Source organism: Anaerococcus urinomassiliensis, assembly GCF_900128425.1.
Classification (GTDB): Bacteria; Bacillota; Clostridia; order Tissierellales; family Peptoniphilaceae; genus Anaerococcus; species Anaerococcus urinomassiliensis.
On the sequence record NZ_LT635782.1, the window covers coordinates 1,855,424 to 1,878,195 of the forward strand.

Annotated in this window: 21 protein-coding genes; 14 read left to right on the top strand and 7 right to left on the bottom strand. The window is 34.8% G+C overall.

Going from position 1 to position 22,772, the window contains the following annotated elements:
- Window positions 1-5: 5 nt before the first annotated feature.
- Window positions 6-1,898, bottom strand: a complete 1,893-nt coding sequence (gene mnmG, locus BQ7474_RS09760; protein ID WP_073998668.1) for a tRNA uridine-5-carboxymethylaminomethyl(34) synthesis enzyme MnmG — start codon at window positions 1,896-1,898, stop codon at window positions 6-8.
- The gene (gene mnmE / locus BQ7474_RS09765; RefSeq protein ID WP_073998669.1) at window positions 1,888-3,255 is read right to left on the bottom strand and encodes a tRNA uridine-5-carboxymethylaminomethyl(34) synthesis GTPase MnmE; all 1,368 of its coding nucleotides are present in this window, start codon (window positions 3,253-3,255) and stop codon (window positions 1,888-1,890) included. The genes mnmG and mnmE overlap by 11 nt, the downstream gene beginning before the upstream one ends.
- A gap of 259 nt (window positions 3,256-3,514) precedes the next feature.
- On the opposite strand from mnmE, the gene glsA reads away from it, so the two are divergent.
- Window positions 3,515-4,444 (top strand): glutaminase A, encoded by a 930-nt coding sequence (gene glsA, locus BQ7474_RS09770; RefSeq protein ID WP_073998670.1) that lies wholly within the window; start codon window positions 3,515-3,517, stop codon window positions 4,442-4,444.
- 9 nt (window positions 4,445-4,453) lie between these two features.
- The gene (locus tag BQ7474_RS09775; protein ID WP_082187923.1) at window positions 4,454-5,920 is read left to right on the top strand and encodes an alanine/glycine:cation symporter family protein; all 1,467 of its coding nucleotides are present in this window, start codon (window positions 4,454-4,456) and stop codon (window positions 5,918-5,920) included.
- 270 nt (window positions 5,921-6,190) lie between these two features.
- On the opposite strand, the gene BQ7474_RS10945 is transcribed toward BQ7474_RS09775, so the two are convergent.
- The 5 genes from BQ7474_RS10945 to rpmH are packed head-to-tail and all read right to left on the bottom strand — an operon-like array spanning window position 6,191 to window position 8,876.
- A complete protein-coding gene (locus BQ7474_RS10945; RefSeq protein WP_082187924.1) occupies window positions 6,191-7,399 on the bottom strand; it encodes a Jag family protein in 1,209 nt (402 codons plus the stop codon).
- A complete protein-coding gene (locus tag BQ7474_RS09790) occupies window positions 7,365-8,117 on the bottom strand; it encodes a YidC/Oxa1 family membrane protein insertase (RefSeq protein ID WP_073998671.1) in 753 nt (250 codons plus the stop codon). The genes BQ7474_RS10945 and BQ7474_RS09790 overlap by 35 nt, the downstream gene beginning before the upstream one ends.
- Window positions 8,118-8,138: 21 nt before the next feature.
- Window positions 8,139-8,354 carry a membrane protein insertion efficiency factor YidD gene (gene yidD, locus BQ7474_RS09795; protein WP_073998672.1) on the bottom strand — a complete coding sequence of 72 codons (216 nt, stop codon included), beginning with the start codon at window positions 8,352-8,354 and terminating at the stop codon, window positions 8,139-8,141.
- Window positions 8,344-8,694, bottom strand: coding sequence for a ribonuclease P protein component (gene rnpA / locus BQ7474_RS09800; RefSeq protein ID WP_073998673.1), 351 nt, complete (start codon window positions 8,692-8,694; stop codon window positions 8,344-8,346). Before rnpA ends, yidD begins: the two co-directional genes overlap by 11 nt.
- Before the next feature lie 47 nt (window positions 8,695-8,741).
- On the bottom strand, window positions 8,742-8,876 hold the full coding sequence (gene rpmH / locus BQ7474_RS09805; protein WP_044567037.1) for a 50S ribosomal protein L34: 135 nt from the start codon (window positions 8,874-8,876) through the stop codon (window positions 8,742-8,744).
- A gap of 699 nt (window positions 8,877-9,575) precedes the next feature.
- Here rpmH and dnaA point away from each other — a divergent pair.
- The 12 genes from dnaA (at window position 9,576) to BQ7474_RS09865 (ending at window position 22,770) form a co-directional block, all read left to right on the top strand.
- Window positions 9,576-10,976 carry a chromosomal replication initiator protein DnaA gene (gene dnaA / locus BQ7474_RS09810; RefSeq protein ID WP_177343679.1) on the top strand — a complete coding sequence of 467 codons (1,401 nt, stop codon included), beginning with the start codon at window positions 9,576-9,578 and terminating at the stop codon, window positions 10,974-10,976.
- Between the two features lie 229 nt (window positions 10,977-11,205).
- Window positions 11,206-12,318 (top strand): DNA polymerase III subunit beta, encoded by a 1,113-nt coding sequence (dnaN, locus tag BQ7474_RS09815; RefSeq protein ID WP_073998675.1) that lies wholly within the window; start codon window positions 11,206-11,208, stop codon window positions 12,316-12,318.
- Window positions 12,319-12,327: 9 nt separating this feature from the next.
- Window positions 12,328-12,534, top strand: coding sequence for an RNA-binding S4 domain-containing protein (locus tag BQ7474_RS09820; protein WP_073998676.1), 207 nt, complete (start codon window positions 12,328-12,330; stop codon window positions 12,532-12,534).
- Window positions 12,534-13,619 (top strand): DNA replication/repair protein RecF, encoded by a 1,086-nt coding sequence (gene recF, locus BQ7474_RS09825; protein WP_073998677.1) that lies wholly within the window; start codon window positions 12,534-12,536, stop codon window positions 13,617-13,619. Before BQ7474_RS09820 ends, recF begins: the two co-directional genes overlap by 1 nt.
- A gap of 23 nt (window positions 13,620-13,642) precedes the next feature.
- Window positions 13,643-15,544, top strand: a complete 1,902-nt coding sequence (gene gyrB, locus BQ7474_RS09830; protein ID WP_073998678.1) for a DNA topoisomerase (ATP-hydrolyzing) subunit B — start codon at window positions 13,643-13,645, stop codon at window positions 15,542-15,544.
- Window positions 15,545-15,552: 8 nt separating this feature from the next.
- Window positions 15,553-18,015 (top strand): DNA gyrase subunit A, encoded by a 2,463-nt coding sequence (gyrA, locus tag BQ7474_RS09835; protein ID WP_073998679.1) that lies wholly within the window; start codon window positions 15,553-15,555, stop codon window positions 18,013-18,015.
- 9 nt (window positions 18,016-18,024) lie between these two features.
- Window positions 18,025-18,327 carry an STAS domain-containing protein gene (locus tag BQ7474_RS09840; protein WP_073998680.1) on the top strand — a complete coding sequence of 101 codons (303 nt, stop codon included), beginning with the start codon at window positions 18,025-18,027 and terminating at the stop codon, window positions 18,325-18,327.
- Between the two features lie 3 nt (window positions 18,328-18,330).
- The gene (locus BQ7474_RS09845; RefSeq protein WP_073998681.1) at window positions 18,331-18,666 is read left to right on the top strand and encodes an ATP-binding protein; all 336 of its coding nucleotides are present in this window, start codon (window positions 18,331-18,333) and stop codon (window positions 18,664-18,666) included.
- Entirely contained in the window at window positions 18,666-19,448 is a 783-nt protein-coding gene (locus BQ7474_RS09850) for a SigB/SigF/SigG family RNA polymerase sigma factor (RefSeq protein ID WP_073998682.1), read from the top strand. The genes BQ7474_RS09845 and BQ7474_RS09850 overlap by 1 nt, the downstream gene beginning before the upstream one ends.
- Before the next feature lie 437 nt (window positions 19,449-19,885).
- Window positions 19,886-20,851, top strand: coding sequence for a LacI family DNA-binding transcriptional regulator (locus BQ7474_RS09855; RefSeq protein WP_073998683.1), 966 nt, complete (start codon window positions 19,886-19,888; stop codon window positions 20,849-20,851).
- 25 nt (window positions 20,852-20,876) lie between these two features.
- Complete coding sequence (locus tag BQ7474_RS09860; RefSeq protein ID WP_143180009.1) at window positions 20,877-21,881, top strand: ABC transporter permease; 1,005 nt, start codon at window positions 20,877-20,879, stop codon at window positions 21,879-21,881.
- 1 nt (window position 21,882) lies between these two features.
- Window positions 21,883-22,770: a carbohydrate ABC transporter permease gene (locus BQ7474_RS09865; RefSeq protein ID WP_073998684.1), complete on the top strand. Its 888-nt coding sequence runs from the start codon at window positions 21,883-21,885 to the stop codon at window positions 22,768-22,770.
- Window positions 22,771-22,772 lie beyond the last annotated feature (2 nt).

Consider the following 22,772-nt stretch of genomic DNA (forward strand, 5'->3'; position numbering starts at 1 on the left):
TTTCCTTATCCACTGATTTCTCCAGTCTTTAATCTAATAAGTAGCACATTGATATCTGCTGGACTAACTCCAGAAATCCTACTTGCTTGGCCAATGGACGATGGTTTAATATCATTTAGTTTGCTGGCTGCTTCTTTTTTAAGTCCAGGAATATTTTCATAGTCTATATTTTCCGGTAATTTCTTTGCTTCAAGCTTTTTAAATTTCTCTATATCAGCCATTTGCTTAGCAATATAACCCTCGTACTTGATTTCTGTTTGAACTTGGATTTGTTGGAACTTTGGAAGTTCAGGTCTTTCCGGATCAAATACTGCAAGAGCTTTATAGTCTAGTTCTGGTCTTTTGATTAGGTCGTATAAAGAAACTCCAGTTACAAGTGGGTTTGACCCAAGCTCTTCTAACTTTTTATTAGTTTCCTTGGTTGGTGTCATCATTATTTTTTTAAGCCTTGCTTTTTCATTTTCAATGGCATGATATTTGCTAAGCATTTTTTGATATCTATCTTCGTCAACCAAACCAACCTTGTAGCCCTTTTCTGTTAATCTCAGGTCTGCATTATCTTGGCGTAGGGTCAAGCGATACTCACATCTACTAGTCATCATACGGTAAGGCTCATTAGTTCCCTCAGTTACCAAGTCATCTATCAAAACACCAATGTATGCATCTGAACGGTCAAGGATAAAGGGATCTTTGCCTTGGATTTTTAGTGCTGCGTTGATACCTGCCATAAGACCTTGGCTGGCAGCTTCTTCGTAGCCACTTGAGCCATTGATCTGGCCTGCAAAGTATAGGCCTGAATAAGCCTTTGATTCCAAAGTAAGGTTTAGCTCACGTGTGTCGATCATGTCGTATTCGATAGCATAGGCCGGTCTCATTATCTTGGCATTTTCTAAACCTATGATAGTTTTGTAAAATTCCATTTGAACTTCTTGAGGCATAGATGAAGATGCGCCTTGAACGTAGATTTCATCAGTTGAGAGTGATTCTGGTTCTAGGAATATCTGATGGGTATCTCTATCTTGAAATCTGATCATCTTATCTTCAAGGGAAGGACAATAACGTGGACCGATTCCCTTAACCTTACCACCGTAAATAGGGGAGCGATCAATGTTGTCCATGATGATTTTCTTCGTCTCTGGTGTAGTGTAGGTTAGATAACAATTTTCTTGTTTGATTCCTGAGAAGTCTTCATTTTCGTTTGCAAAGGAAAATGGAACAATCTCACCATCACCTGCTTGAACTTCTGTTTTTGAAAATTCTATAGTCTTGCGGTCAACCCTAGCTGGAGTTCCTGTCTTAAAACGTCTTAGGAAAAATCCCATATCTTCTAGGCAATCAGAAAGGTAAGTTGCTGCCGAAAGTCCATGTGGGCCAGAAACTTTTTCAAATTCACCTATAAGAATCTTTCCATTGAGGTAAGTTCCTGTACACACTATAATAGCCTTGCATGGAAAGATTGCCCCTTGGATTGTTTCACATGAAACAATTTTGTTATCTTCATAATTTATCTTGTCAACTTCTTGCTCGAAGATGCCAAGGTTTTCTTGATCTTCTAAGACTTTTTTCATTACTTCGTGATATTTTCTCTTGTCAGCTTGAACTCTAAGTGAATGAACTGCTGGGCCCTTACTGGTATTTAACATCCTAGATTGGATGAAGGTCTCATCAATAACCTTAGCCATTTGTCCACCCAAAGCATCAACTTCACGAACTAAGTGACCCTTGCCTGTTCCACCTATGTTTGGATTGCAAGGCATATCTGCAATTGACTCTAGACTTGTTGTAAGGATTAGAGTAGACATACCCAAGCGAGCAGAGGCTAGAGCTGCTTCACAACCTGCATGACCTGCACCAATTACAACAACATCATAGGATTTTTGTACATATTTATTTTCCAACACAAAACTCCTTAAATACTTTATCCATTATCTCATCTGAAACTGATTGACCTATTATTAGACCCAAGTCGTCATATGATCCTCTTAGGTCAACTTCTACTGCATCAAGAGGTATGCCTATCCTTATATCTTTAAGTGAGGATGCTAATTTTTCTCTTGCAGCATTTAAAAGTCTTTCATGTCTAGTGTTTGTAATCAAAACTGACTCGCGATTAATCTCGCTGGTATCAAAGATATCAGTTATGGTTTCTTCAAGCTTATCTATACCTATATTTTCTGTCATGGAAGCTTCTATTATAGGAAGGTCCAAGATAAATATTGACTTATCAAATTTAGTATCCAAATCTTGTTTGTTTAAGATTATGATAGTGTTTTTATCCTTTATAAGGTCTAGGATCTTTTCATCCTCGTGGTCAAATTCTCTTGATGCATCAAAAATAGCTATTATAAGATCACTAGCTTGAGAAAGCTCTATCGACTTATCTACACCAATTTTTTCTACAATATCTTCTGTATCACGGATACCAGCTGTATCGTTTATCTTTAATGTAAAAGATCCAAGGTTGATATATTCACTGATCAAATCACGAGTTGTACCAGGTATATCTGTAACTATGGCACGATTTTCTTTTAAAAGGGCATTTAATAGGGAAGACTTGCCCACATTTGGCTTGCCAATGATAGTTGTATTGATACCATCTTTTATAATTTTGCCCTTATTAGAAGTATTTAATAATTTGTCAATCCATGCCTTGGCCTGCTCCATATAATTGATTATCTCATCTGGAGCTAGGTCTTCACCATCTTCTGTAAAATTTATAGAATATTCTAGACGTGATAAGGCTTCAAGAAGGGATTTTCTTATTTTTTCAATCTCCTGCTTTAATGATCCCTGCAATTGGCTGATACCCTGAGCCTGGCTTAAGTCATTGGTAGAATTTATTATGTCTAAAACTGCTTCTGCTTGGGATAAGTCTATCCTTCCATTTAAGAAGGCACGCTTGGTAAATTCACCAGGCTCGGCCAAAACTGCCCCAGAATCTAGAATAAGATTTAATATTTTTTTTACAGAAATAAAAGACCCATGGCAATTAACTTCAACTATATCCTCACGGGTATAGGTAGCAGGTCCTGCCATATAAGAAACCATGACTTCATCTATGACCTCACCCTTAGTATCAACAATGTTTCCATAACGCATTTTTCGGTTATCCTTGATTCTATCAATTGGACCACCAGCAAGGGGTAGGAAAATTTTATCAATTATCTCTTTACTCATCTCTCCACTCATCCTAACAATGGATATACCACCAGTACCTGTTGGAGTAGAAATAGCTGCTATTGTAGCTTCACTCATAATATTCCTTTCATTTAGTACGATTAGTCATCCACTACTTTGACTAGTGGTTTATAACATAAAGATTATAGGGTAAAAAGTTAAAATGTCAACATTTATCTACTATGCCCCTAAATTCTTACCTATATTTTACTAGTTTTTGCCTAGCCTACTATAGATGATACATGAATGGTTTTAGTAAATTTTTAAAAAAATTTTTAAATTTCTTGTAAAAACGCTTTCATTTTGTGATATAATTTTCTAGGTAAGGAGGTGGAAGATGTCTATAGCTAATAAAGACATAATTGAAAAAATCAACCTAGCAATCAAAAAAAGTGAAAAATACATTGGCATGGGGGAAATAGCCAGTTACATACCAGAGCTAGCCAATGTAAATCCAGAAAACTTTGCCATAGCTCTTGTAGATACCCAAGGTCATACCTATGAGTTTGGAGACACAGACGTAGTATTTTCTATGCAATCCATATCTAAGGTCATATCTTTGATTATGGCTCTAAAGGACAACGGCTATGATAAAGTATTTGAAAAAGTCGGAAGTGAGAGGTCTCAGTATAAGTTTAACTCAGTTATACCCATAGACGATAAACCAGCTAATCCACTAATAAATGCTGGAGCTATTACAACCTCATCTCTTATAATGGGAGAAGATGTAATAGAAAAATACGATAGGATCCTAGACTTAATAAAACAAATGGCAGCCAGTGATGATATTGGCCTATTGGAAGAAGTTTACCTATCAGAGATGGATACAACAGATATAAACAGGGCCATAGCTTATTATTTGAGAAGCAAGGGCATTTTTGATGATGATGCTGAAAAAGTCTTGGACCTATATATTAGAAATTGTTCTATAGGACTGACAGCAAAGCAACTAGCTCATATAGGAGCAATCCTTGCCAACTCAGGCAAAGATTTAAACTCCCAAAAGGAGATAATTTCCAAGGACATAGTAAAAATAACAGTAGCTCAAATGGCCAGCTGCGGCATGTATGAGATCAGCGGCAAGTATCTACAAGATGTAGGTATTCCATCAAAGTCTGGGGTAAGTGGGGCCATCCTAGGTGTTGTACCTGGTAAATTTGGTATCTGCGTTTACTCACCTTTACTTGATCAAGCTGGCAACAGCGTTAGAGGGAAAAATCTCTTAAAAATTCTCTCCAATGACTTAGACCTAAATATTTTTTTATAAGGAGAACAAATGATAAATTTCGGGCAAACAATAAAACAAATTGGTGATTTATGGGCAAGCGGCCTATACGAAAAAGCCTTTAATACAACAACAGGCTTATTATCTGACACCATATATACATACATACTAATTCCATTACTTTTAGCCATTGGTATATATTTCACAATCAAGATAAAGGGTGGACAAATCAAAAACATAGGCCATGCAGTAAAGCTAATTACTAAACCAAGCAAAAACAAAAATACTATATCTCCCTTCAAGGCCTTCACTATATCTGCAGCCAGCCATATAGGAACAGGTAATATAGTCGGTGTTGCAGCTGCTATAGCTACTGGTGGACCTGGAGCGGTTTTTTGGATGTGGGTTACTGCCCTAATCGGGGGTGCATCATCCTTTGTTGAAAACACCCTAGGCCAAGTATTCAAAGAAACAAACCCAGATGGGACCTTTAAGGGTGGACCAGCTTATTATATGAGAAAGGCTCTCAATAAACCAAAGCTAGCTATCATATTTTCAGTAGTAATTTCTATAGTATATGGTATAAACTTCAATGCTATGCAAGCTAATACTATAGCAGCAGGCTTTAATTCTTCTTTTGGTATAGACACAAAAATAATAGCCGTCCTACTAATTATACTAGCAGGCATTATTATCTTTGGAGGTTTAAAAAGAATAGCAGATGTGACCAGTCTTCTAGTACCAGTAATGGCTGTCATTTATATGCTAGTAGTTTTATTTATAATTATAAAAAATATAGGTCTAATACCCCATATGTTTGGGCTAATATTCTCCAATGCCTTTTCTCTAAAAGCTGGTTTTGGCGGACTTTTTGGAACAGCCATCCTAAATGGTATCAGACGTGGACTATTCTCCAATGAAGCTGGTATGGGAGCTGTACCAAATGCATCAGCTGTAGCAGATGTATCCCACCCAGCCAAACAAGGTCTTATCCAGGCCCTAGGTGTCTACCTAGATACTATTCTAGTATGTTCAGCAACAGCCTTTGTAGTTATTTTAGGTGGGGAGGGCATTTATAACTCAGACCTACAAGGACTACAAATAACCCAGGCAGCCCTAGCCAATGAAGTAGGTTCTTGGTCAAATTATTTCTTGACCTTCTGTATCCTAATGTTCGCCTTTTCATCTATAATAGGCAACTATTATTATGGAGAAAATAATATCCTAAACCTAAATCTTGGCAAGTATTCCCTAAATATCTATAGAAGCCTAGTGCTCATAGCCATCATCCTAGGCTGTGTTGGAGACTTCTCAGTAGTGTGGAATATAGGAGATGTTTTTATGGGTATCATGGCGATAATTAACCTTATAGTATTAATATTCTTAGGAAAGATTTCCGTAGGTGTTTATAATGACTACATCAGCCAACTAAAAGTAGGCAAAGACCCAGAGTTTAATCCTAGGAATATAGAGGAACTTAACCCTTACTTAGATCAAGTTACAGCTTGGGATAAATAAAAAAATTAATCCATAATAAAATCCTAGTTGATTAGCTTATTCTTAAAAAGGATAATGCATCTCCTACTAAAGATATAATATTATGTAAAGTGCTAACTAATATAAAATAGTTTAAAATAACTTAATAAGCATAAAAAAATCCTACCCTGGGGTAGGATTGGACAAAGAAATACCAGAGCTAATTTATTTATAACTCTGGTATTTGCTCCAACTTTATGGAGTCACCTTAATTTCGGATTTTGGGGTTAAAGTCATTCATGGGTCTATTATTTATTGGTCTTTGTCATCATTTACATAGGAAACAACAACATATCTTTTTGGTTCCTGACCTTCTGAATGGCTAGATACATTAGGGAACTTGCCTATTTCTTCATGGGCCAGTCTTCTTTCATAGGAGTTCATATATTTTAGATTCCAAGATTTTCCGCTTCTTTGAACCTTTCTAGCTGTATCAGCAGCTAATTCTCTGATTTTTTCATCCCTACGTTTTTTATAATTATTTATATCTACATTGACTCTTAGGTTGTTGGCTCTACTATCAATTGACTTTCTAATCAAAAGTTCTATGGCTTCCAGGGTAGCTCCACCCTTACCAATGGCTATGCCCGTATCATTTTCATCTACCTTGCCATCAAGTTTTATAGTCGAACCCTCAAGATTGCCATAAACACTTGAATTTTCAAAGTGCATCTCTTTTAGGATATCTTCAAAAAATTCCTTGGCCTTGTAGTATTTGTCAATGTCAGTTTGTTGCTTTTCTTTGGCAATACTTGCCTTAGCTTCGCCTGCAGTAAATACTCTTGCTATTGACTCATTTTTGCTTTCTTCTTTTGTTTCTTCTTTGGATTCTTCTATTGAATCTTCTACTAAAGCTTCATTAGATTCATCAAACTCATCTATAGATTTTTCTTCTTCAAAAACTGGTTCTGGACGTCTTTCTATCTTGTAGCCATCCTTTGTTATAGAGTCAATATTGTGGTCCAAAACTTCAGATAAGTCTGGATTTTCCTTTTTTTCTTTTGATGAATTTTCTTGGTAAGAATTGATTTTTTGAAGTCTAGAGTATTCTCCTAGATCTTCTTCTTCACCTCTGATGCTTTTTATAGAATCTTCAAAGGCATCAGAATCATACTGATAGTCTTCCTTTTGACTAGGGATTTCTGGCTGATCATCACTTTTGTAATTTGCAGAAGCTTCGTTTTTGTAGTAGTCGGTTCTTTTTGAAATGTTGTATAATTCATCATTTCCCTTAGAGCTATCTCTTTTGATTTCTTCTTCAAAATCAAAAAGGCTTTCTTCTACACTTTCATCATAGATTACTTTTATAACAGCATCCTTGCTGCCAAGGCCCAAAAATCCAGCAGAACCTTCTTCTATGACTTCTATTTCAACTTCTGATCTGTCTTTACCAATCTCATTTAAGGCTAATCTGATAGCTTCTTCTTTATTTTTTGCTTGTTTTATTATTGACTTTTTCATCTTTTACCTCATTTAATTGTTTTGGCTTTTTGACTGTGTAATGCATTATTACCATTATAATAAGTCTGATTAGAGAACTCATTGTATAGTAAAGTGGAAGACCAGCTGGCAGTCTGATAAAGGTCATAAAGAAAACAAGTGGCAAAAATAACATTGACTTATTCATGCTGCTCATTGGACCTTCGCTCATTTGTGGGTTGGTCTTCATGGAAAATAGGGTTACCAAAAATTGGGATACACTTGTAAGTAGTGGCAAACCAAACCATAGAGGGTCTGCAAGCGTTAGATCTGGTACCCAGTAGAAGTCTCTTCTAAGGTTTTCTATACCCTCAGGGAAGACAAAGGTTTTTGTATCGTTCATAACTCTAAGTAATCCAAATAGGATTAAAAGTTGAAAAATCATCATAAGGCAAGATGATATTCCCGGATTAACTCCTTCTTCTTTATATAGCTCTTGCATCTTTTTTTGCATGATCTGTTGGTCGTAGCCATATTTCTTTTGGATTTCATCCATTTTAGGCTTGATTTTTCTAGATTGTTCTGCCTGTTTTTGAGTAGAAATAGTAACTGGTATTGTTAATAGGGAAACTAGAAGGGTCATCAAAATGATTGCTATAGCATAATACGAAATATTTTCTGGCTCAGCACCAGTAGCAGCCAGCGAATCATAGATCCACCTCATTAGTTTTCCCAAAAGGGTAGCTAAAAAATTTATCATAATCTCTCCATATAATATAAACTAAGGGACAGGGTCATATCCACCCTTGGAAAAAGGATTACATCGTAAAATTCTCCACACAGACATCAAAAATGCTTTTACAAATCCATACCTTCTAAAACACTCAATAGCATAGCTAGAACAGGTTGGATGATATTTGCACTTTCCAAAGCCAAGTTGTGGAGAAATGTAGTTTCGATAAAATATAATGATTTTTATAAAAATTTTATTTAACATAAAAAATCTTATTCTTTTTAAATGCTTTGCTAAGTACGTGACCTAGAGATTTCTTAAGTCTGATGTAGTCAAATTCTGTAACATGCTTTTTTGGAATGATAACAATATCAACTCCATTGAGATTTTTGTAGTTAATCCTTACTATATCGCGTAGTTTTCTCTTAAGTCTGTTTCTTTGGTTGGCCTTACCAATCTTTTTGCTTATAGAAAAACCAAAGCGGGGATGGGAGAGGCCATTGTTTTTAATCAATACAGTAAAGTCTCTATTAAAAAAAGCTTGATTCTTTTTGTATACTCTCTGAAAGTCAGTATCTTTTCTTAAACTTATTCGCTTTTCCATCTATGTCCTTAAATCTAAGTAAAAAAGCAAAACTTCTAGCCTAAAAATTAAGCTGAAAGTCTTTTTCTGTTTTTCTTACGTCTAGCTTTAATAACGCGTCTGCCACCTGGTGTTGACATTCTTTTTCTAAAACCATGATCTTTAGCTCTTTTTCTTCTATTTGGTTGATAGGTTCTTTTCATTATTACACCTCCTCATAAATTTTGACTCATATTATTATATGTAGAAATAGCTATTCTGTCAAGGTTTTTTAGTTCTTTTGATCCTAAAATAACTAGGAATATTAACCATGAATAAAAATTCTAGGATTTTTATTATAAATATACCAAATATTAGAGAATTCTCTTATATTTTTTCATTGTGGATAAATAATTTTGGAAATTTTTTTATCAACAATATTTGAACACTTATCCAAATGAAAAATAATTAATATATGTGAGTATAAAAAAATCAAAAGCCCATTATATGGACAAAAGCAAAATAAAATTATAAAAACTATAAATAAATACACAGACTTATCCACATATCAACAATAAAAAATCTGAATTAGTAATTTATCTAAAGAGTTTTCCCAAAACTTATTAACAGGATGTGGATAACTTGTACGAATCTCTATTTTATAGTATAATTTGAGGTGTAAAAATATATGGAAAAGCCAGTTTTTGCTTTTCATAGGTTATATTTTTGTGGAAAAGTTTTAATTTTTTTTATTTTTCTCGATTTTTTATAATTTTAATCCCATAAAATAGAGCTTTATTTTAAAAAATTCGACTTATCCACAATTTAATCCACATTAGTGGATAAGTCCTATTATTTGCTTTTATCCTTTATATATAGGTCTTTATACTTGTGGAAAGATTTTTACTAAGAAAGGCTTGATGATGATCAATTTAGAATACATTACTGATGAATTAAAAAATGAAATGAAAATGAATATTCCAGATGAGAGTCAATATTACACATGGATAGATATTTTAAAACCATTAAATCTCTATGAAAATACTCTGTATTTGGAAATACCAAAGTCCAATATGATTTTCGTTTACGATAAGATATGGACTCCATCCCTCCAAGAAAGCTTGGATAGGATTACAAAAGATGAGCCTGGCCACTACAAGGTTGTGGTTGTAGCAAGAGATTCTGATTCATATTCTAGAATCTTGACCTTGGGCAATAACTTTGATGACGATGGACAGATGAAGATAAAAGGGCTAAACAAGTACCCAAAACCACTTTTGGATAGGAACTATACCTTTGAAAACTTTATCCAAGGCAAGTCCAACCAATACGCTCTTGCTGTTGCCAGTGCAGTTACTGAAAATATCATAAATGGTCACCCAAATAAGGTATACAATCCTCTCTTTATATATGGGGATTCAGGCCTTGGCAAAACTCACTTGATGCAGGCTATAGCCCATAAGATTCTTGAAGAGCGTGACGACTTATATGTTATGTACATATCTAGTGAACGCTTTACAAATGAGCTTATAGCAAGTATCCAGCCAACAAGCAGGTCCAAAATTCAAAACCTAAACCAAGAATTTAGGGACAAGTACAGATCAGCAGATATCCTGCTTATAGATGACATCCAGTTTCTATCTAATAAGGAAGGTACACAAACGGAGTTATTTCACACCTTCAATGACCTATACTATGCTGATAAGCAAATAGTGCTATCATCAGATAGACCTCCTCTTGAGATCAAAGATTTGGAAGATAGGTTACTTTCAAGGTTTTCTTGGGGTATTACCGTTGATATACAAAAACCCGATTTTGAGACAAGAGTTGCCATACTCCAGAAAAAATCTGATGAATTAGGTGCTTTTATAGATAATGAAATATTGACCTATATAGCTGAAAATATCGATACGAACATTAGAGATTTGGAAGGTGCTTTGTCAACAGCCATTGCCTATGCCAAGGGAGATGGAAGAAATACCATAAACCTTGAAGATGCTACAAAGGGCATCAATACAAGGTCTATCCACAAGAGAAAGCACATCAATATAGGCGATATACAAAAAAAGGTAGCAGAGAAATATTCTATAAAAGTTTCTGACCTAAAGGGCAAGAGCAGGAAAAAAGAGATAGTCAATCCAAGGCATATAGCCATGTACCTATCAAGAGACTTGACTGATTCATCCCTTGTTACTATTTCCAATGCTTTTGAACGAGATCATACTACCATCATGCATGGCATAGATAAGGTAAAAGATCAGATGGAAAGTGACGAAGATTTTAAAACAGAAGTAGAGGATTTGAGAAATTCTTTGACTGATTAAGGGCAAAATGTGCATATCTTTTGGGATAAGCTTGTGGATAAGTAAATTTAAAATTTATAAAAAGAATCTCAAAATGATATGTGGATAAAGTCCCAACTTATCCTTGGATTATCCACATGGTATTTTGTATAAGTAATGGCTTGATATAAAGCTTTACTTGACTTTTCCACATATATACATGCCCTACTACTAATACTACTAAATATATATAGTTATATGAGGAGACACCATGAAATTTGAAGTTAAACAAAATGAGCTGATAAATGCTATCAATATTGCCAATAGGGCAGTGTCCAAAAATACCAATATACAAATTCATGAATTAATATACTTTGAAGCAAAAGAAGATAGACTCTCACTGACTGCTTTTGATGGGGAAATCACAATCAAAACCTTTATAGAAGCAAGAGTAATAGAAGAAGGAGAGATGGCCCTAAAGGCAAATCTATTTACTAATATAATTAGAAAACTTCCTAATGATATTGTAAAGATAGAAAGTAAGGATGGCAAAATATCTATAAGAAGTCAAAATTCTAACTTCAACCTCCTTGCCTTTGAGTATTTTGAAAAACAAGACCTGGAATTGCCAGATACATCTCCACTAGAGATATCAAATGATAAATTAAAAAGATCTATATTACAAACAGAATTTGCTACAAGCTTAGATGAAACAAAGCTTGCCCTTACAGGAATTTTATTTGAGCTAAAAGATGCTAGCTTAAATATGGTTGCCCTAGATGGCTACAGGGTAGCCCTAAAGAAAAATACTATGGACTACCAATCAGAATACGAAAATAGCGAATTTATCATACCGAAAAGATCTCTTATGGAATGGTCCAGGATTATAGCTGATGATTCTATTACAAAAATATATAAAAATGAAAATGACTTAGTTTTCCAAGCTGAAAACACTACTATGTATTGCAGAGTAATAGATAAAAACTATATAGACTACAGAAATATTATAAACAAAACATCAGAAACAAGTGTTATAGTTGACAAGGCTAAGCTAGTATCTGCCCTAGACCGTGCCCAAGTTTTGTCAGACCCAGGTAGGGCAAATCTTATCAGAATAGAAATTGCCGAAAATCATATGATTATCAAATCAAATTCTGAAATAGGGGATGTAAAAGAAGTCATAGAAATAGACCAAGAAGGACCAGAGCTTAACATAGCCTTCAATGCTAGATATATGCAAGAGGGAGTTAGAGCCTTTGACAGTGACAAGATCAAACTTAATTTCAAATCATCCCTAAATCCTTGCTTGATAGATCCAGTTGACAGCAAATACGAAGATGAAGAATTTACCTACCTAGTTCTTCCAGTAAGACTAGCAAATTAGGAAAAAACTATGGAAGAATTAGAATTTCAAACAGAAATGATAACATTAAAAGATTTGCTAAAAGTTACTCAATTGCTCCCATCTGGTGGTATTGCCAAAGCAGTGATCAAAGATGAGGGAGTAATAGTAAATGGAGAAGATTGCTTTTCTCCAGGCAAAAAACTCTACAAAGGCGACTGGCTAATCTTTGATGATGTAAAAATTACTATTGTATAATGTGGATTAAAAATATAAGCTTAGATTCATTTAGAAATTATGATAAGGCAGATGTAGAATTTTCTAAGGATATAAATATCTTTATAGGCGATAATGCCCAGGGCAAGACAAATTTGTTGGAATCCTTGTATTATCTGGCCAATGCTACCAGTTTTAAGAAGATTAGAGATAAGGATATCATTTCCTTTGATAAGGAGACTATGTCTCTTGAGGGCATTATCAGGAAAGATAAGTATTTTAAACACGTTTATATAAATGTTGACCAAAATAGTAAGAATATCTATGTAAATGAAGTAAAATATGAGAGGAACAAAGACTTAAAATCCCACTTTTCTCTGGTGCTTTTTACACCGGAAGATTTGCTTATAATAAAAGAGGGACCCAATTTAAGGCGAGACTTAATTGATGATATAATAATAAGTGTAGATTTTTCCTACAAGCAAATCAAAAAACAATATGATAAGCTTATTTTTCAGAGAAATAAACTTTTAAAAAATCAAAAAAGTCCATATTTTGAGGATCAAGTCAGAGCTTTTGACAAAAATCTTTGCCGTTTTGGCTATAGAATCTACAAGAAGAGAGCTAAGATTACAGGGCTTATAGGAAGATTTGCTAATGAGTACCATGATTTGCTCTCAGAAGATAAAGAGGATTTAAAAATAAACTATAAACCTGATATCATTGCCACTAGCCAAGAAGATTATTATCAAAAGTTTATAAGATCCTATGACCTAGACAAAAAGTATCAGACGACCCAAGCTGGCATCCACAAAGATGAGATAGAAATCACTATAAATGATAAACCAATCAAAAATTTTGGATCCCAAGGCCAGCAAAGATCAGCAATACTAAATATAAAACTAGCCCAAGTAAGATTGATAAGGGAAGTGACAGGTGATAAATCTGTCATTTTATTTGATGATGTTTTCTCAGAACTTGATGAAAAAAGATCCCACTTCCTCTTAGAGAACCTAGAGGGCTACCAGACAATTATTACAGCTACCAATACCAAAAGCTTGGATATGGTGGATGAATCTTCCCTTAGATACATAAACAATGGCAAAATATACCAAAACTTGATGTAAGGGAGATTTTAGAAAGGAAAATTATGACAGAAAATAATTACGATGCCGGTAATATTAAGGTCTTAGAGGGACTAGAGCCAGTTAGACTAAGACCTGGTATGTATATAGGCTCAACTAGTGAAAAAGGTCTACACCACCTGGTTTATGAAGTTGTAGATAACTCAATAGACGAGGCTCTTGCCGGACGTTGCGACTACATAAAAGTGACCGTATCAAAAGATAATATTATAACAGTAGAAGATGATGGATCAGGTATACCAGTAAAAGAGCACCCACAAACTCACAAGTCAACCCTAGAGACTGTTCTTACAGTTCTTCACGCTGGTGGTAAGTTTGACTCATCAGCCTATCATTATTCAGGTGGACTTCACGGTGTAGGTGTCTCTGTAGTAAATGCCCTATCAGAATACCTTATAGCAGAAGTCAAAAGAGATGGTCACCTATATCGCATGACCTTTGAACGTGGAGTTGCTACAAGTGATTTGGAAATTTTGGGAGATACTGAAGAAACCGGTACTACCATAAGCTTTAAGGCTGATCCAGAAATATTTGAAACTACTGTATACGACAAGAAAACTCTAGAACGTAGGTTCCGTGAAATGGCCTTTCTAAATTCTGGTGTGCAAATAATCTTTGAAGATCAAAGAGATGAATCTTCTCAATCATTCAAATACGAAGGTGGAGTTAGTGAATTTGTTGGCTATTTAAACCGCAACAAAGATTCTATTATGACTGAAATCCCACACTTTATTGGAAGCCAAGAAGATACAGAAATAGAAATTGCCTTCCAATACACAGATTCGTATTCTGAAAATATCCTAACTTTTGCAAATAATATCCTTACTCCAGAAGGAGGAACCCACTTATCAGGCTTTAGGTCTGCCCTCACTCGTGGAGTTAATGACTATGCTAGAAAGTATAAGTTTATCAAAGAAAACGAAGAAAACCTCCAAGGTGAAGATGTCAGAGAAGGTATGACAGCCATAGTATCAGTAAAGATATCAGAACCACAATTTGAGGGTCAAACTAAGGCAAAACTTGGTAACTCTGAAGTTCGTGGAGCTGTAGATAGCTTCTTCTCATCCAAGCTAGAAAGCTTCCTTGAAGAAAATCCAAAGGTTGCGCAAACCATCCTCGATAAGGCTCTCCAATCCAGAAGAGCACGTGAAGCTGCTAGAAAGGCAAGGGACTTAACCCGCAAGCGTTCTATACTTGATAGTGCAACTCTTCCAGGAAAATTGGCTGACTGCCAATCTACAGATATAGGAGAAAACGAGATATTCATAGTCGAAGGTAACTCTGCTGGTGGTTCAGCAAAGGGTGGACGTGATAACCGCATCCAAGCTATACTTCCTCTTCGTGGTAAAATCCTAAATGTAGAAAAGGCAAATATAGACCGCATATTAAATTCAGAAGAGATTAAGGCAATGATAACAGCCTTTGGTACAGGAGTTGGCAAGGAATTTGATATATCAAAACTTCGCTATGGCAAGATAATCATCATGACAGATGCCGACGTCGACGGTGCTCATATCAGAACCCTACTATTGACATTCTTCTATAGATATATGAAAGATTTGATAGATGATGGCCATATTTATGTTGCCCAACCACCTTTATACAAAATCACCCACGGCAGGACTGAACGTTATGTATACTCAGATGCCGAAAGAGATAGGGTCATAGGAGATATAAAGGGCGAAAACTACAAGATCAACCGCTACAAGGGTCTTGGTGAGATGAACGCTGAGCAACTTTGGGAAACAACCATGAATCCAGACAACAGGATATTGCTTAGGGTCTTAGAAAATGAAGAATCAACAAGTACAGACGACACCTTTAGCCTACTTATGGGAGAAAAGGTAGAACCAAGACGTGAATTCATAGAAGAAAACGCCAAATACGTAAATAATATTGACGTATAGGAGGCAAGATGACTGAAATTAACAATGAACACAATATTATAAATGTAGACCTAGAAGAAAAGATGAAGGATGCCTACCTGGATTATTCTATGTCTGTAATAGTATCTCGTGCACTTCCAGATGTACGTGATGGACTAAAACCGGTACACAGAAGAATCCTCTATGGTATGGAAGGTCTAGGTCTTGATCCAAACAAACCAACCAGAAAATCTGCCAGAGTAGTTGGTGAGGTAATGGGTAAGTATCATCCTCACGGTGACACAGCTCTTTATGATGCCCTAGTACGTCTTGCCCAAGATTTCTCAACCAGATATCCCCTAGCCCAAGGCCAAGGTAACTTTGGTTCTGTAGATGGAGATGATCCAGCGGCTATGCGTTATACAGAAGTTCGCATGTCAAAAATCGCCAAGGAAATGCTAAGAGACCTCAATAAAAATACTGTAGACTTCATACCAAACTTTGACGAAGAAGAAAAAGAACCGGTAGTCCTACCATCAAGATTTCCAAATCTTTTGGTCAATGGATCTAACGGTATAGCTGTAGGTATGGCTACAAATATGGCTCCACATAACCTTAATGAAGCCATAGATGCATCCATAGCCTACATGAGAAACCCTGAGATAAGCATCCAAGAATTAAACAAAATTATCAAGGGACCAGACTTCCCAACAGGGGCAAAGATCTTAGGCAAAAAAGGAATCAAGGATGCCTACGAAACAGGCCGTGGTAAGGTTAAACTTCGTGGTATAGCAAAAATTGAGCCTTTCAAGAAAAACCGCGAGAGAATCATAGTTACAGAGATCCCTTACCAAGTAAACAAGGCAAAACTCATACAAAAGATAGCCGACCTTGTAAAAGAAAAGAGAATAGATGGTATATCTGATATCCGTGATGAATCAGATAGAAAGGGAATGAGAATTGTAATCGAAATCAAACGTGATTACAATGCCAATATAGTCCTCAATAACCTCTACAAATACACCCAACTAGAGACAACCTTTGGTATTATAAACCTTGCTTTAGTTGATGGTATACCAAGAATTCTCACATTAAAAGAATTGATCAAATACTATATCGACCACCAAAAAGATGTAGTAACCAGACGTACACAATTTGACCTAGACAAGGCAAAGGCTCGCAAGCACATAGTAGAAGGTTTGATCATCGCTATCGATAATATCGATGAGATTATCAAAATCATCCGTTCTTCCTATGATGACAACGAGATTAAAGGTATTTTCCTAGAAAAATTCGGCCTAACAGACCTCCAATCTCAAGCTATCTTAGACATGAGATTGAAACGTCTATCAGGACTAGAAATTGAAAAACTTAATGCAGAAAATAAGGAACTTGAAGAGACAATTACCTATCTCCTATCAATTCTAAACTCAGATGAAAAGCTTATAGACCTAATAGAAACAGAGTTAAATGAGATTAAGGAAAAATATGGAGATGAACGTCGCACCAAACTTGCTCCAGATGAAGGCGAAATAGATATAGAAGAGCTTATAGAAGAAGAAGATATACTAATCACCCTTACAAATGATGGATACATTAAACGCTTACCAGTAGATACCTACAAGGTACAAAACAGGGGAGGCAAGGGAATTTCTGCGGCAAATACCAAGGAAGATGACTATATCAAACGCATCATGACTACAAACACTCACGAAGACTTACTATTCTTCACATCCTTTGGTAGGGTCTATAGCCTCAAGGGCTACGAAATCCCAGAAGGATCTAGGACAAGCCGTGGCCAAGCCATAATCAATATTCTATCCCTAAACTCAGGCGAGAAAATAACAGAGATTATGCCATTATCTGAGCTAAAAGAAGACGATCAAATTGTACTTCAAACACAAAATGGTAAGATTAAGAAAACTGATGCAAATAATTTCACATCTATCCAAAGAAATGGAATAATTGCTATTGGCCTTGAAGAAGGCGATAAACTAATATCTGCCCGCCACATAGAAAAAGAAGAAGAACTAATAATATCAACTAAAAACGGTATGACCATCCAATTTAACACTGAAGACGTGAGATCTATGGGTCGCCAAGCTCGTGGAGTCCGTGCTATAAAACTAGCCAAAGATGATGAAGTAGTAGCAATGAACATCAGAGGCGAGGAAACCTACCTACTAGTTGTAACAGAAAATGGTTTTGGCAAGAAGACATCATTTAACAACTTCAAAAACCAAAACAGGGGCGGCAAGGGAATCAGATGCCACAAAGTCACAGAAAAAACAGGCTTTGTAGTAGACACTATCCCAGTAGATATAGACGAAGACATAATGATGGTTTCCCTAAGAGGTGATATAATAAGAATTAGAGCAAAAGATGTCTCTACAACAGGAAGAAACACCATGGGAGTCACCCTCAAAAATATGAAAGATGACAAAGATAGAATAGTATCAGTAACCAAATACGACGATGGCGCATACGATGTCCAAAGAGAAGATATTAAATAGGGGAAGAAGATGTTTGATAAAGAAATAAAAATTGAAGACGATATTCAGACAGTAAAACTTGTTGGCGATCTAGATGTGTATTCAGAAGAAGACTTCAAAGAATTCATAGAAGAAAAAATAGATGCCAACAAGGACCTAGTATTTGACCTAAAAGACCTAGATTACCTAGACTCAACAGGCCTTGGTATGTTTATGCTTATCTACAATAAGCAAAAAGAAAATGGCAAATCAGTAAAAATAATAAACACAAAAGAAAATATCAAAAAATTATTCAAAATAACTGATCTATCCGATCTATTTGATATGGAGTAAATAATGGATAAAATTACCATAACAATCCCAGCTCGCAAAATCTATCTAAAATCCATAAGATTGTTTACCGCTTCCCTTGCAAGTGATCTAGGATTTAATATAGAAGAAGTTGAAGACCTTAGAGTTGTAGTAAGCGAGGCTATCAACTACAAGCTAAGCGATGAGGACGTAAAAATAGAATTTTTGCCAGAAGATAAAAATCTTCAAATCAAAGTTATAGGCAAGGACAAGAGCCTAGACCAACGTGCACTCAAAATGCGTGATTTAATTTTGAAGGAACTTGCAGACGAAGTTGAAATCACAAGCGGAGAAATTAAAATCACAAAAAGGGCAAGCTAATGACAAAGCAAAAAGATCTAACTGATCAAGAATACAAAGAGCAGATCAAAAAGAAATTTGAAGAATATTATGAAACCCGAGATAAGAAACTTCGTGATGAACTGATCGAAGAGCATATGTATATAGTAGATATCCTATCCAACAAATACGTAGGCAAGGGGATCGAAAGAGAAGACCTCTACCAAGTAGCAAGCCTTGGGCTAATCTTTGCAGTAGAAAGATTTGACCCAAGTAAGGGCTACGAATTTTCATCATTTGCAACACCAACAATAATGGGTGAACTCAAACGCTACTTTAGAGACAAGGGTTGGGTCATCAGAGTCCCAAGAAGAATCCAAAACCTCTACAAAAAAATAAATAACGCCAAAAAAGTCCTACCCCAAGAACTGCAAAGAACCCCAACAGTAAAAGACATAGCAGACTATCTGGGAGAAGACGAAGAAACAATACTAGAAACCATGGAAGCAAGCAAAGTATACGCTCCACAAAGCCTTGATATGAAATACCAAGTCCAAAAGGGAGAAAACTCCATAGACTTGGCCGATATGATAGGAGAAGAAGACAGGAACTTCGACTCCATAGAACTATCAGATCTTATAGAAAAATCAACAGAAAGGCTAAACGATTTGGAAAAAGAGATCCTAGAACTAAGATACTACGAGGGCAGAACCCAAATAGACATAGCCAACACCCTAGACATCTCCCAAATGACAGTAAGCCGTATAGAAAAAAAGATCTTGCAAAAATTCACCATGGAACTAGAAAAAATGGAAGATATCTAAAAAATCACGCTAGGGATTAGCCCTGCGTGTTTTTTATAGAATATCTAGGGAAAAGAAAATAGTAAATGTCTATATTTTTTTATATGGGAAGTATAGAAGTATAAATTTTAAAATCACTATAGCTATGCAAATTGAACAAATGATAGTTTTTAAAATAAAAATCAAAATATCCTATAATCTTATAAAGATTACAAAATTTTCTAATAAGCCAGCAAAAGTGCTGGTTTTTTATTATAAAAAAGACTTGACAACATGTAAATGTTTTCATATAATGTAATGGAAATATGAAACGTTACAAAAAAAGTTATAGTAATTGTTTTTTTAAAATTTTAAATATGAAACGTTTCATATAATTGTTCCACACTTGTTTATATAATTATGGTGTATAATAGATATATAATGAAACGTTTCAAAATATATAAGAGTGGAGGAATATTATGGCAACTATGAAAGATGTGGCCATGGAGGCTAATGTAAGCCTTGGTAGTGTTAGCAATGTTATAAATGGTAAGGAAGTAAAACCAGATACATATAACAAAGTAATGGAGGCGATAAAGAAATTAAATTATGAGAAAAACGATTTAGCTACAGGTTTGAAGAATAATAAAACAAATACTGTTGGCTTAATTATCCCTACTGTATGGCACCCTTTTTTTTCGGAACTAGCTTTTCATGTTGAACAAATTTTACAAGAAGATGGATATAAGATGCTTTTATGCAATACACATTCTAATCCTGATAATGAGATTAGATATATCCAGATGCTTAGAAAAAATATGATTGATGGGATTATAGCCATATCTTATTCTGATATAGAGCTTTTATTAAATTCCAACCTACCCTTTGTAAGTATTGATAGGATATTTGATAAGGATGTAAACTTTGTAGCTAGTGATAACTACCAGGGTGGTAGGCTTGCTGCTAAAACTTTAGTTGAAAAGGGATGTAAAAATTTACTTTATGTAGGTAGCCATAATGTTTTTAAGAATGCAACTATGGATAGGAAAGTAGGCTTTGAAGCTTATTGTAATGAGAATAATATAGCCCATGAGATTATAGACTTACTTGAGCCTTATAGTGGTCTAAAGGAAGAGTTAATTGCTACATTTAATAAAAATGAGGGTATAGATGGTATTTTTGCTATTAACGATTTTTTAGCTATTGATATAATAAAAATGTTAAATGTAAATCAAATTAAACTTATAGAAGACTATCAAATAATAGGTTTTGATGGGATTAAGCTTAGTAAGGAGAGATCTTACATGATTTCTACTATAGTTCAGGATGTCGAACGTATAGCTAAAGAAAGCGTTTCTATACTTTTTAAGAATATAGAAAATGAATCGTTTTATGGAAATGCATACGTACCTGTTAGATTTGAGGAAGGAGGGAGTACCAAATAATCTTTATTAGAAAAAGGGGGAACTGATGAAAAAATATGATGATATTCAAAATACTAACGAAATAAAAGATATTGAGAATATGAAAGAAATTAATAATATAAAAGATATAAATGAAAATGATGAAGATTTCAAAATATCTAAGTGGCAGATTTTTAAAGAGCAATACCAATTATTTTTATTATTGCTGCCAGCATTGTTAATTACATTTATATTTAAATATATACCAATGTATGGAGTTTTGATTGCCTTTAAAAATTATAATCCGCTAAAGGGAATAATGGGGAGTCCTTGGATTGGATTTAAGCATTTTGAAAACTTCTTGAATTCACCAAACTTTGGAATACTTTTAGAAAATACCTTGAAGTTATCTATATATGGTTTGCTCTGGGGATTCTTTCCACCAGTTATACTAGCTTTGATGTTGAATCAGGTAATGAGTGATAAGATGAAGCAACGTGCCCAAACTATTTTATACTCTCCAAACTTTATATCTACAGTAATAATAGTGGGTATGGTGTTCTTATTCTTCTCAGCAAATGGACCTATAGTAAGGATCTTAACTAGTATGGGGATTAACCCGCCAAGGTTTTTAACAGACCCTGATTCATTTAGATCCTTATATATAGTTTCAGGTATATGGCAAGGAATGGGATGGGCTTCAATATTATACACTAGTGCTCTAGTAAACATATCACCCGACTTATATGAGGCGGCTGATCTTGATGGAGCTAACTTATTCCAAAAGATAAAAAACATAGAGCTTCCAGCCTTAAAACCTATAATGATGGTTAACTTCGTACTGGCTGTAGGAGGAATAATGAGTGTGGGATATGAGAAAGCATATTTAATGCAAACTTCTCTAAACCTACCAACATCAGAAATTATTAGTACCTATGTATATAAGATAGGTTTACAGCAAGGCAACTATTCATACTCTGCTGCTGTAGGTTTATTTAACTCAGTAATAAATCTAATACTATTGCTTTTAACTGGTTATATAGTAAAGAAACTAAACAAGGAGAAAGCTTAAGATGAATACTCTAAACTTAACTAAAACAGATAAAAAACTTAGAAGAGTAAATATAGTTTGTTTAATAATCATATTACTTTTAATTTTAGTACCTATGGTTTATGTACTTCTTGCAAGCTTTATGTCACCAGATGTATTGCTTAGCAAGGGAATAAGTCTTAAGCCATCCGATTGGAGTACAGAAGGGTACAAAAGAGTATTTGCAGATAAAAGTATCCTTAGAGGATTTATAAATTCTTTTATATATTCCTTAAGTTTCGGTGTTTTAAATGTAGCTGTAACAATGATGGCTGCCTATCCAATGAGTAGAGAAGATTTATTATTTAAAAAAGGAATTTATACCTTCTTTATAATAACAATGTTCTTTGGCGGGGGCTTAGTTCCAACATACTTGCTTATCAAAGACTTAGGTATGTTAGATACAATTTGGGCTTTGATAATACCAGGTTGTTTTTCTGTATTTAATTTGTTTCTAGCACAAGTTTATATAAAAAGTTTACCGCAAGAGATGATTGAAGCGGCTAAGGTTGACGGGGCAAATGACTTTCAAATATTTGCTAAAGTTATACTACCACTATCAAAATCAATCATGTTTGTAATTTTTCTATATTCTTTTGTTGGGATGTGGAATAGTTACTTTGACGCAATGATTTATATAAAATCACCAGAACTCGAACCCTTACAATTAGTTTTAAGAAAGATTCTAGTTCAAAATCAACCTAATATGAACATGATTGGATCTCAAACAGCTATGGCAGAACTTAAGAAAATAGCTGAACTTATAAAATATGCGACAATTGTAGTATCAAGTGTACCATTAATAGTTATGTTCCCATTCTTCCAAAAATACTTTGAGAAGGGAATATCACTTGGATCAGTGAAAGGATAAAT

Excerpts from the sequence above, each read along its gene's own strand:
- BQ7474_RS09850 (WP_073998682.1), top strand. The coding sequence starts at position 18,666 with ATGACAAAGCAAAAAGATCTAACTGATCAAGAATACAAAGAGCAGATC.
- BQ7474_RS09840 (WP_073998680.1), top strand. The coding sequence starts at position 18,025 with ATGTTTGATAAAGAAATAAAAATTGAAGACGATATTCAGACAGTAAAA.
- BQ7474_RS10945 (WP_082187924.1), bottom strand. The coding sequence starts at position 7,399 with ATGAAAAAGTCAATAATAAAACAAGCAAAAAATAAAGAAGAAGCTATC.
- dnaN (WP_073998675.1), top strand. The coding sequence starts at position 11,206 with ATGAAATTTGAAGTTAAACAAAATGAGCTGATAAATGCTATCAATATT.
- BQ7474_RS09790 (WP_073998671.1), bottom strand. The coding sequence starts at position 8,117 with ATGATAAATTTTTTAGCTACCCTTTTGGGAAAACTAATGAGGTGGATC.
- dnaA (WP_177343679.1), top strand. The coding sequence starts at position 9,576 with ATGATCAATTTAGAATACATTACTGATGAATTAAAAAATGAAATGAAA.
- BQ7474_RS09860 (WP_143180009.1), top strand. The coding sequence starts at position 20,877 with ATGAAAAAATATGATGATATTCAAAATACTAACGAAATAAAAGATATT.
- rnpA (WP_073998673.1), bottom strand. The coding sequence starts at position 8,694 with ATGGAAAAGCGAATAAGTTTAAGAAAAGATACTGACTTTCAGAGAGTA.
- gyrA (WP_073998679.1), top strand. The coding sequence starts at position 15,553 with ATGACTGAAATTAACAATGAACACAATATTATAAATGTAGACCTAGAA.
- recF (WP_073998677.1), top strand. The coding sequence starts at position 12,534 with ATGTGGATTAAAAATATAAGCTTAGATTCATTTAGAAATTATGATAAG.
- BQ7474_RS09775 (WP_082187923.1), top strand. The coding sequence starts at position 4,454 with ATGATAAATTTCGGGCAAACAATAAAACAAATTGGTGATTTATGGGCA.
- BQ7474_RS09855 (WP_073998683.1), top strand. The coding sequence starts at position 19,886 with ATGGCAACTATGAAAGATGTGGCCATGGAGGCTAATGTAAGCCTTGGT.
- BQ7474_RS09820 (WP_073998676.1), top strand. The coding sequence starts at position 12,328 with ATGGAAGAATTAGAATTTCAAACAGAAATGATAACATTAAAAGATTTG.
- gyrB (WP_073998678.1), top strand. The coding sequence starts at position 13,643 with ATGACAGAAAATAATTACGATGCCGGTAATATTAAGGTCTTAGAGGGA.
- yidD (WP_073998672.1), bottom strand. The coding sequence starts at position 8,354 with ATGTTAAATAAAATTTTTATAAAAATCATTATATTTTATCGAAACTAC.
- rpmH (WP_044567037.1), bottom strand. The coding sequence starts at position 8,876 with ATGAAAAGAACCTATCAACCAAATAGAAGAAAAAGAGCTAAAGATCAT.
- BQ7474_RS09845 (WP_073998681.1), top strand. The coding sequence starts at position 18,331 with ATGGATAAAATTACCATAACAATCCCAGCTCGCAAAATCTATCTAAAA.
- glsA (WP_073998670.1), top strand. The coding sequence starts at position 3,515 with ATGTCTATAGCTAATAAAGACATAATTGAAAAAATCAACCTAGCAATC.
- BQ7474_RS09865 (WP_073998684.1), top strand. The coding sequence starts at position 21,883 with ATGAATACTCTAAACTTAACTAAAACAGATAAAAAACTTAGAAGAGTA.
- mnmE (WP_073998669.1), bottom strand. The coding sequence starts at position 3,255 with ATGAGTGAAGCTACAATAGCAGCTATTTCTACTCCAACAGGTACTGGT.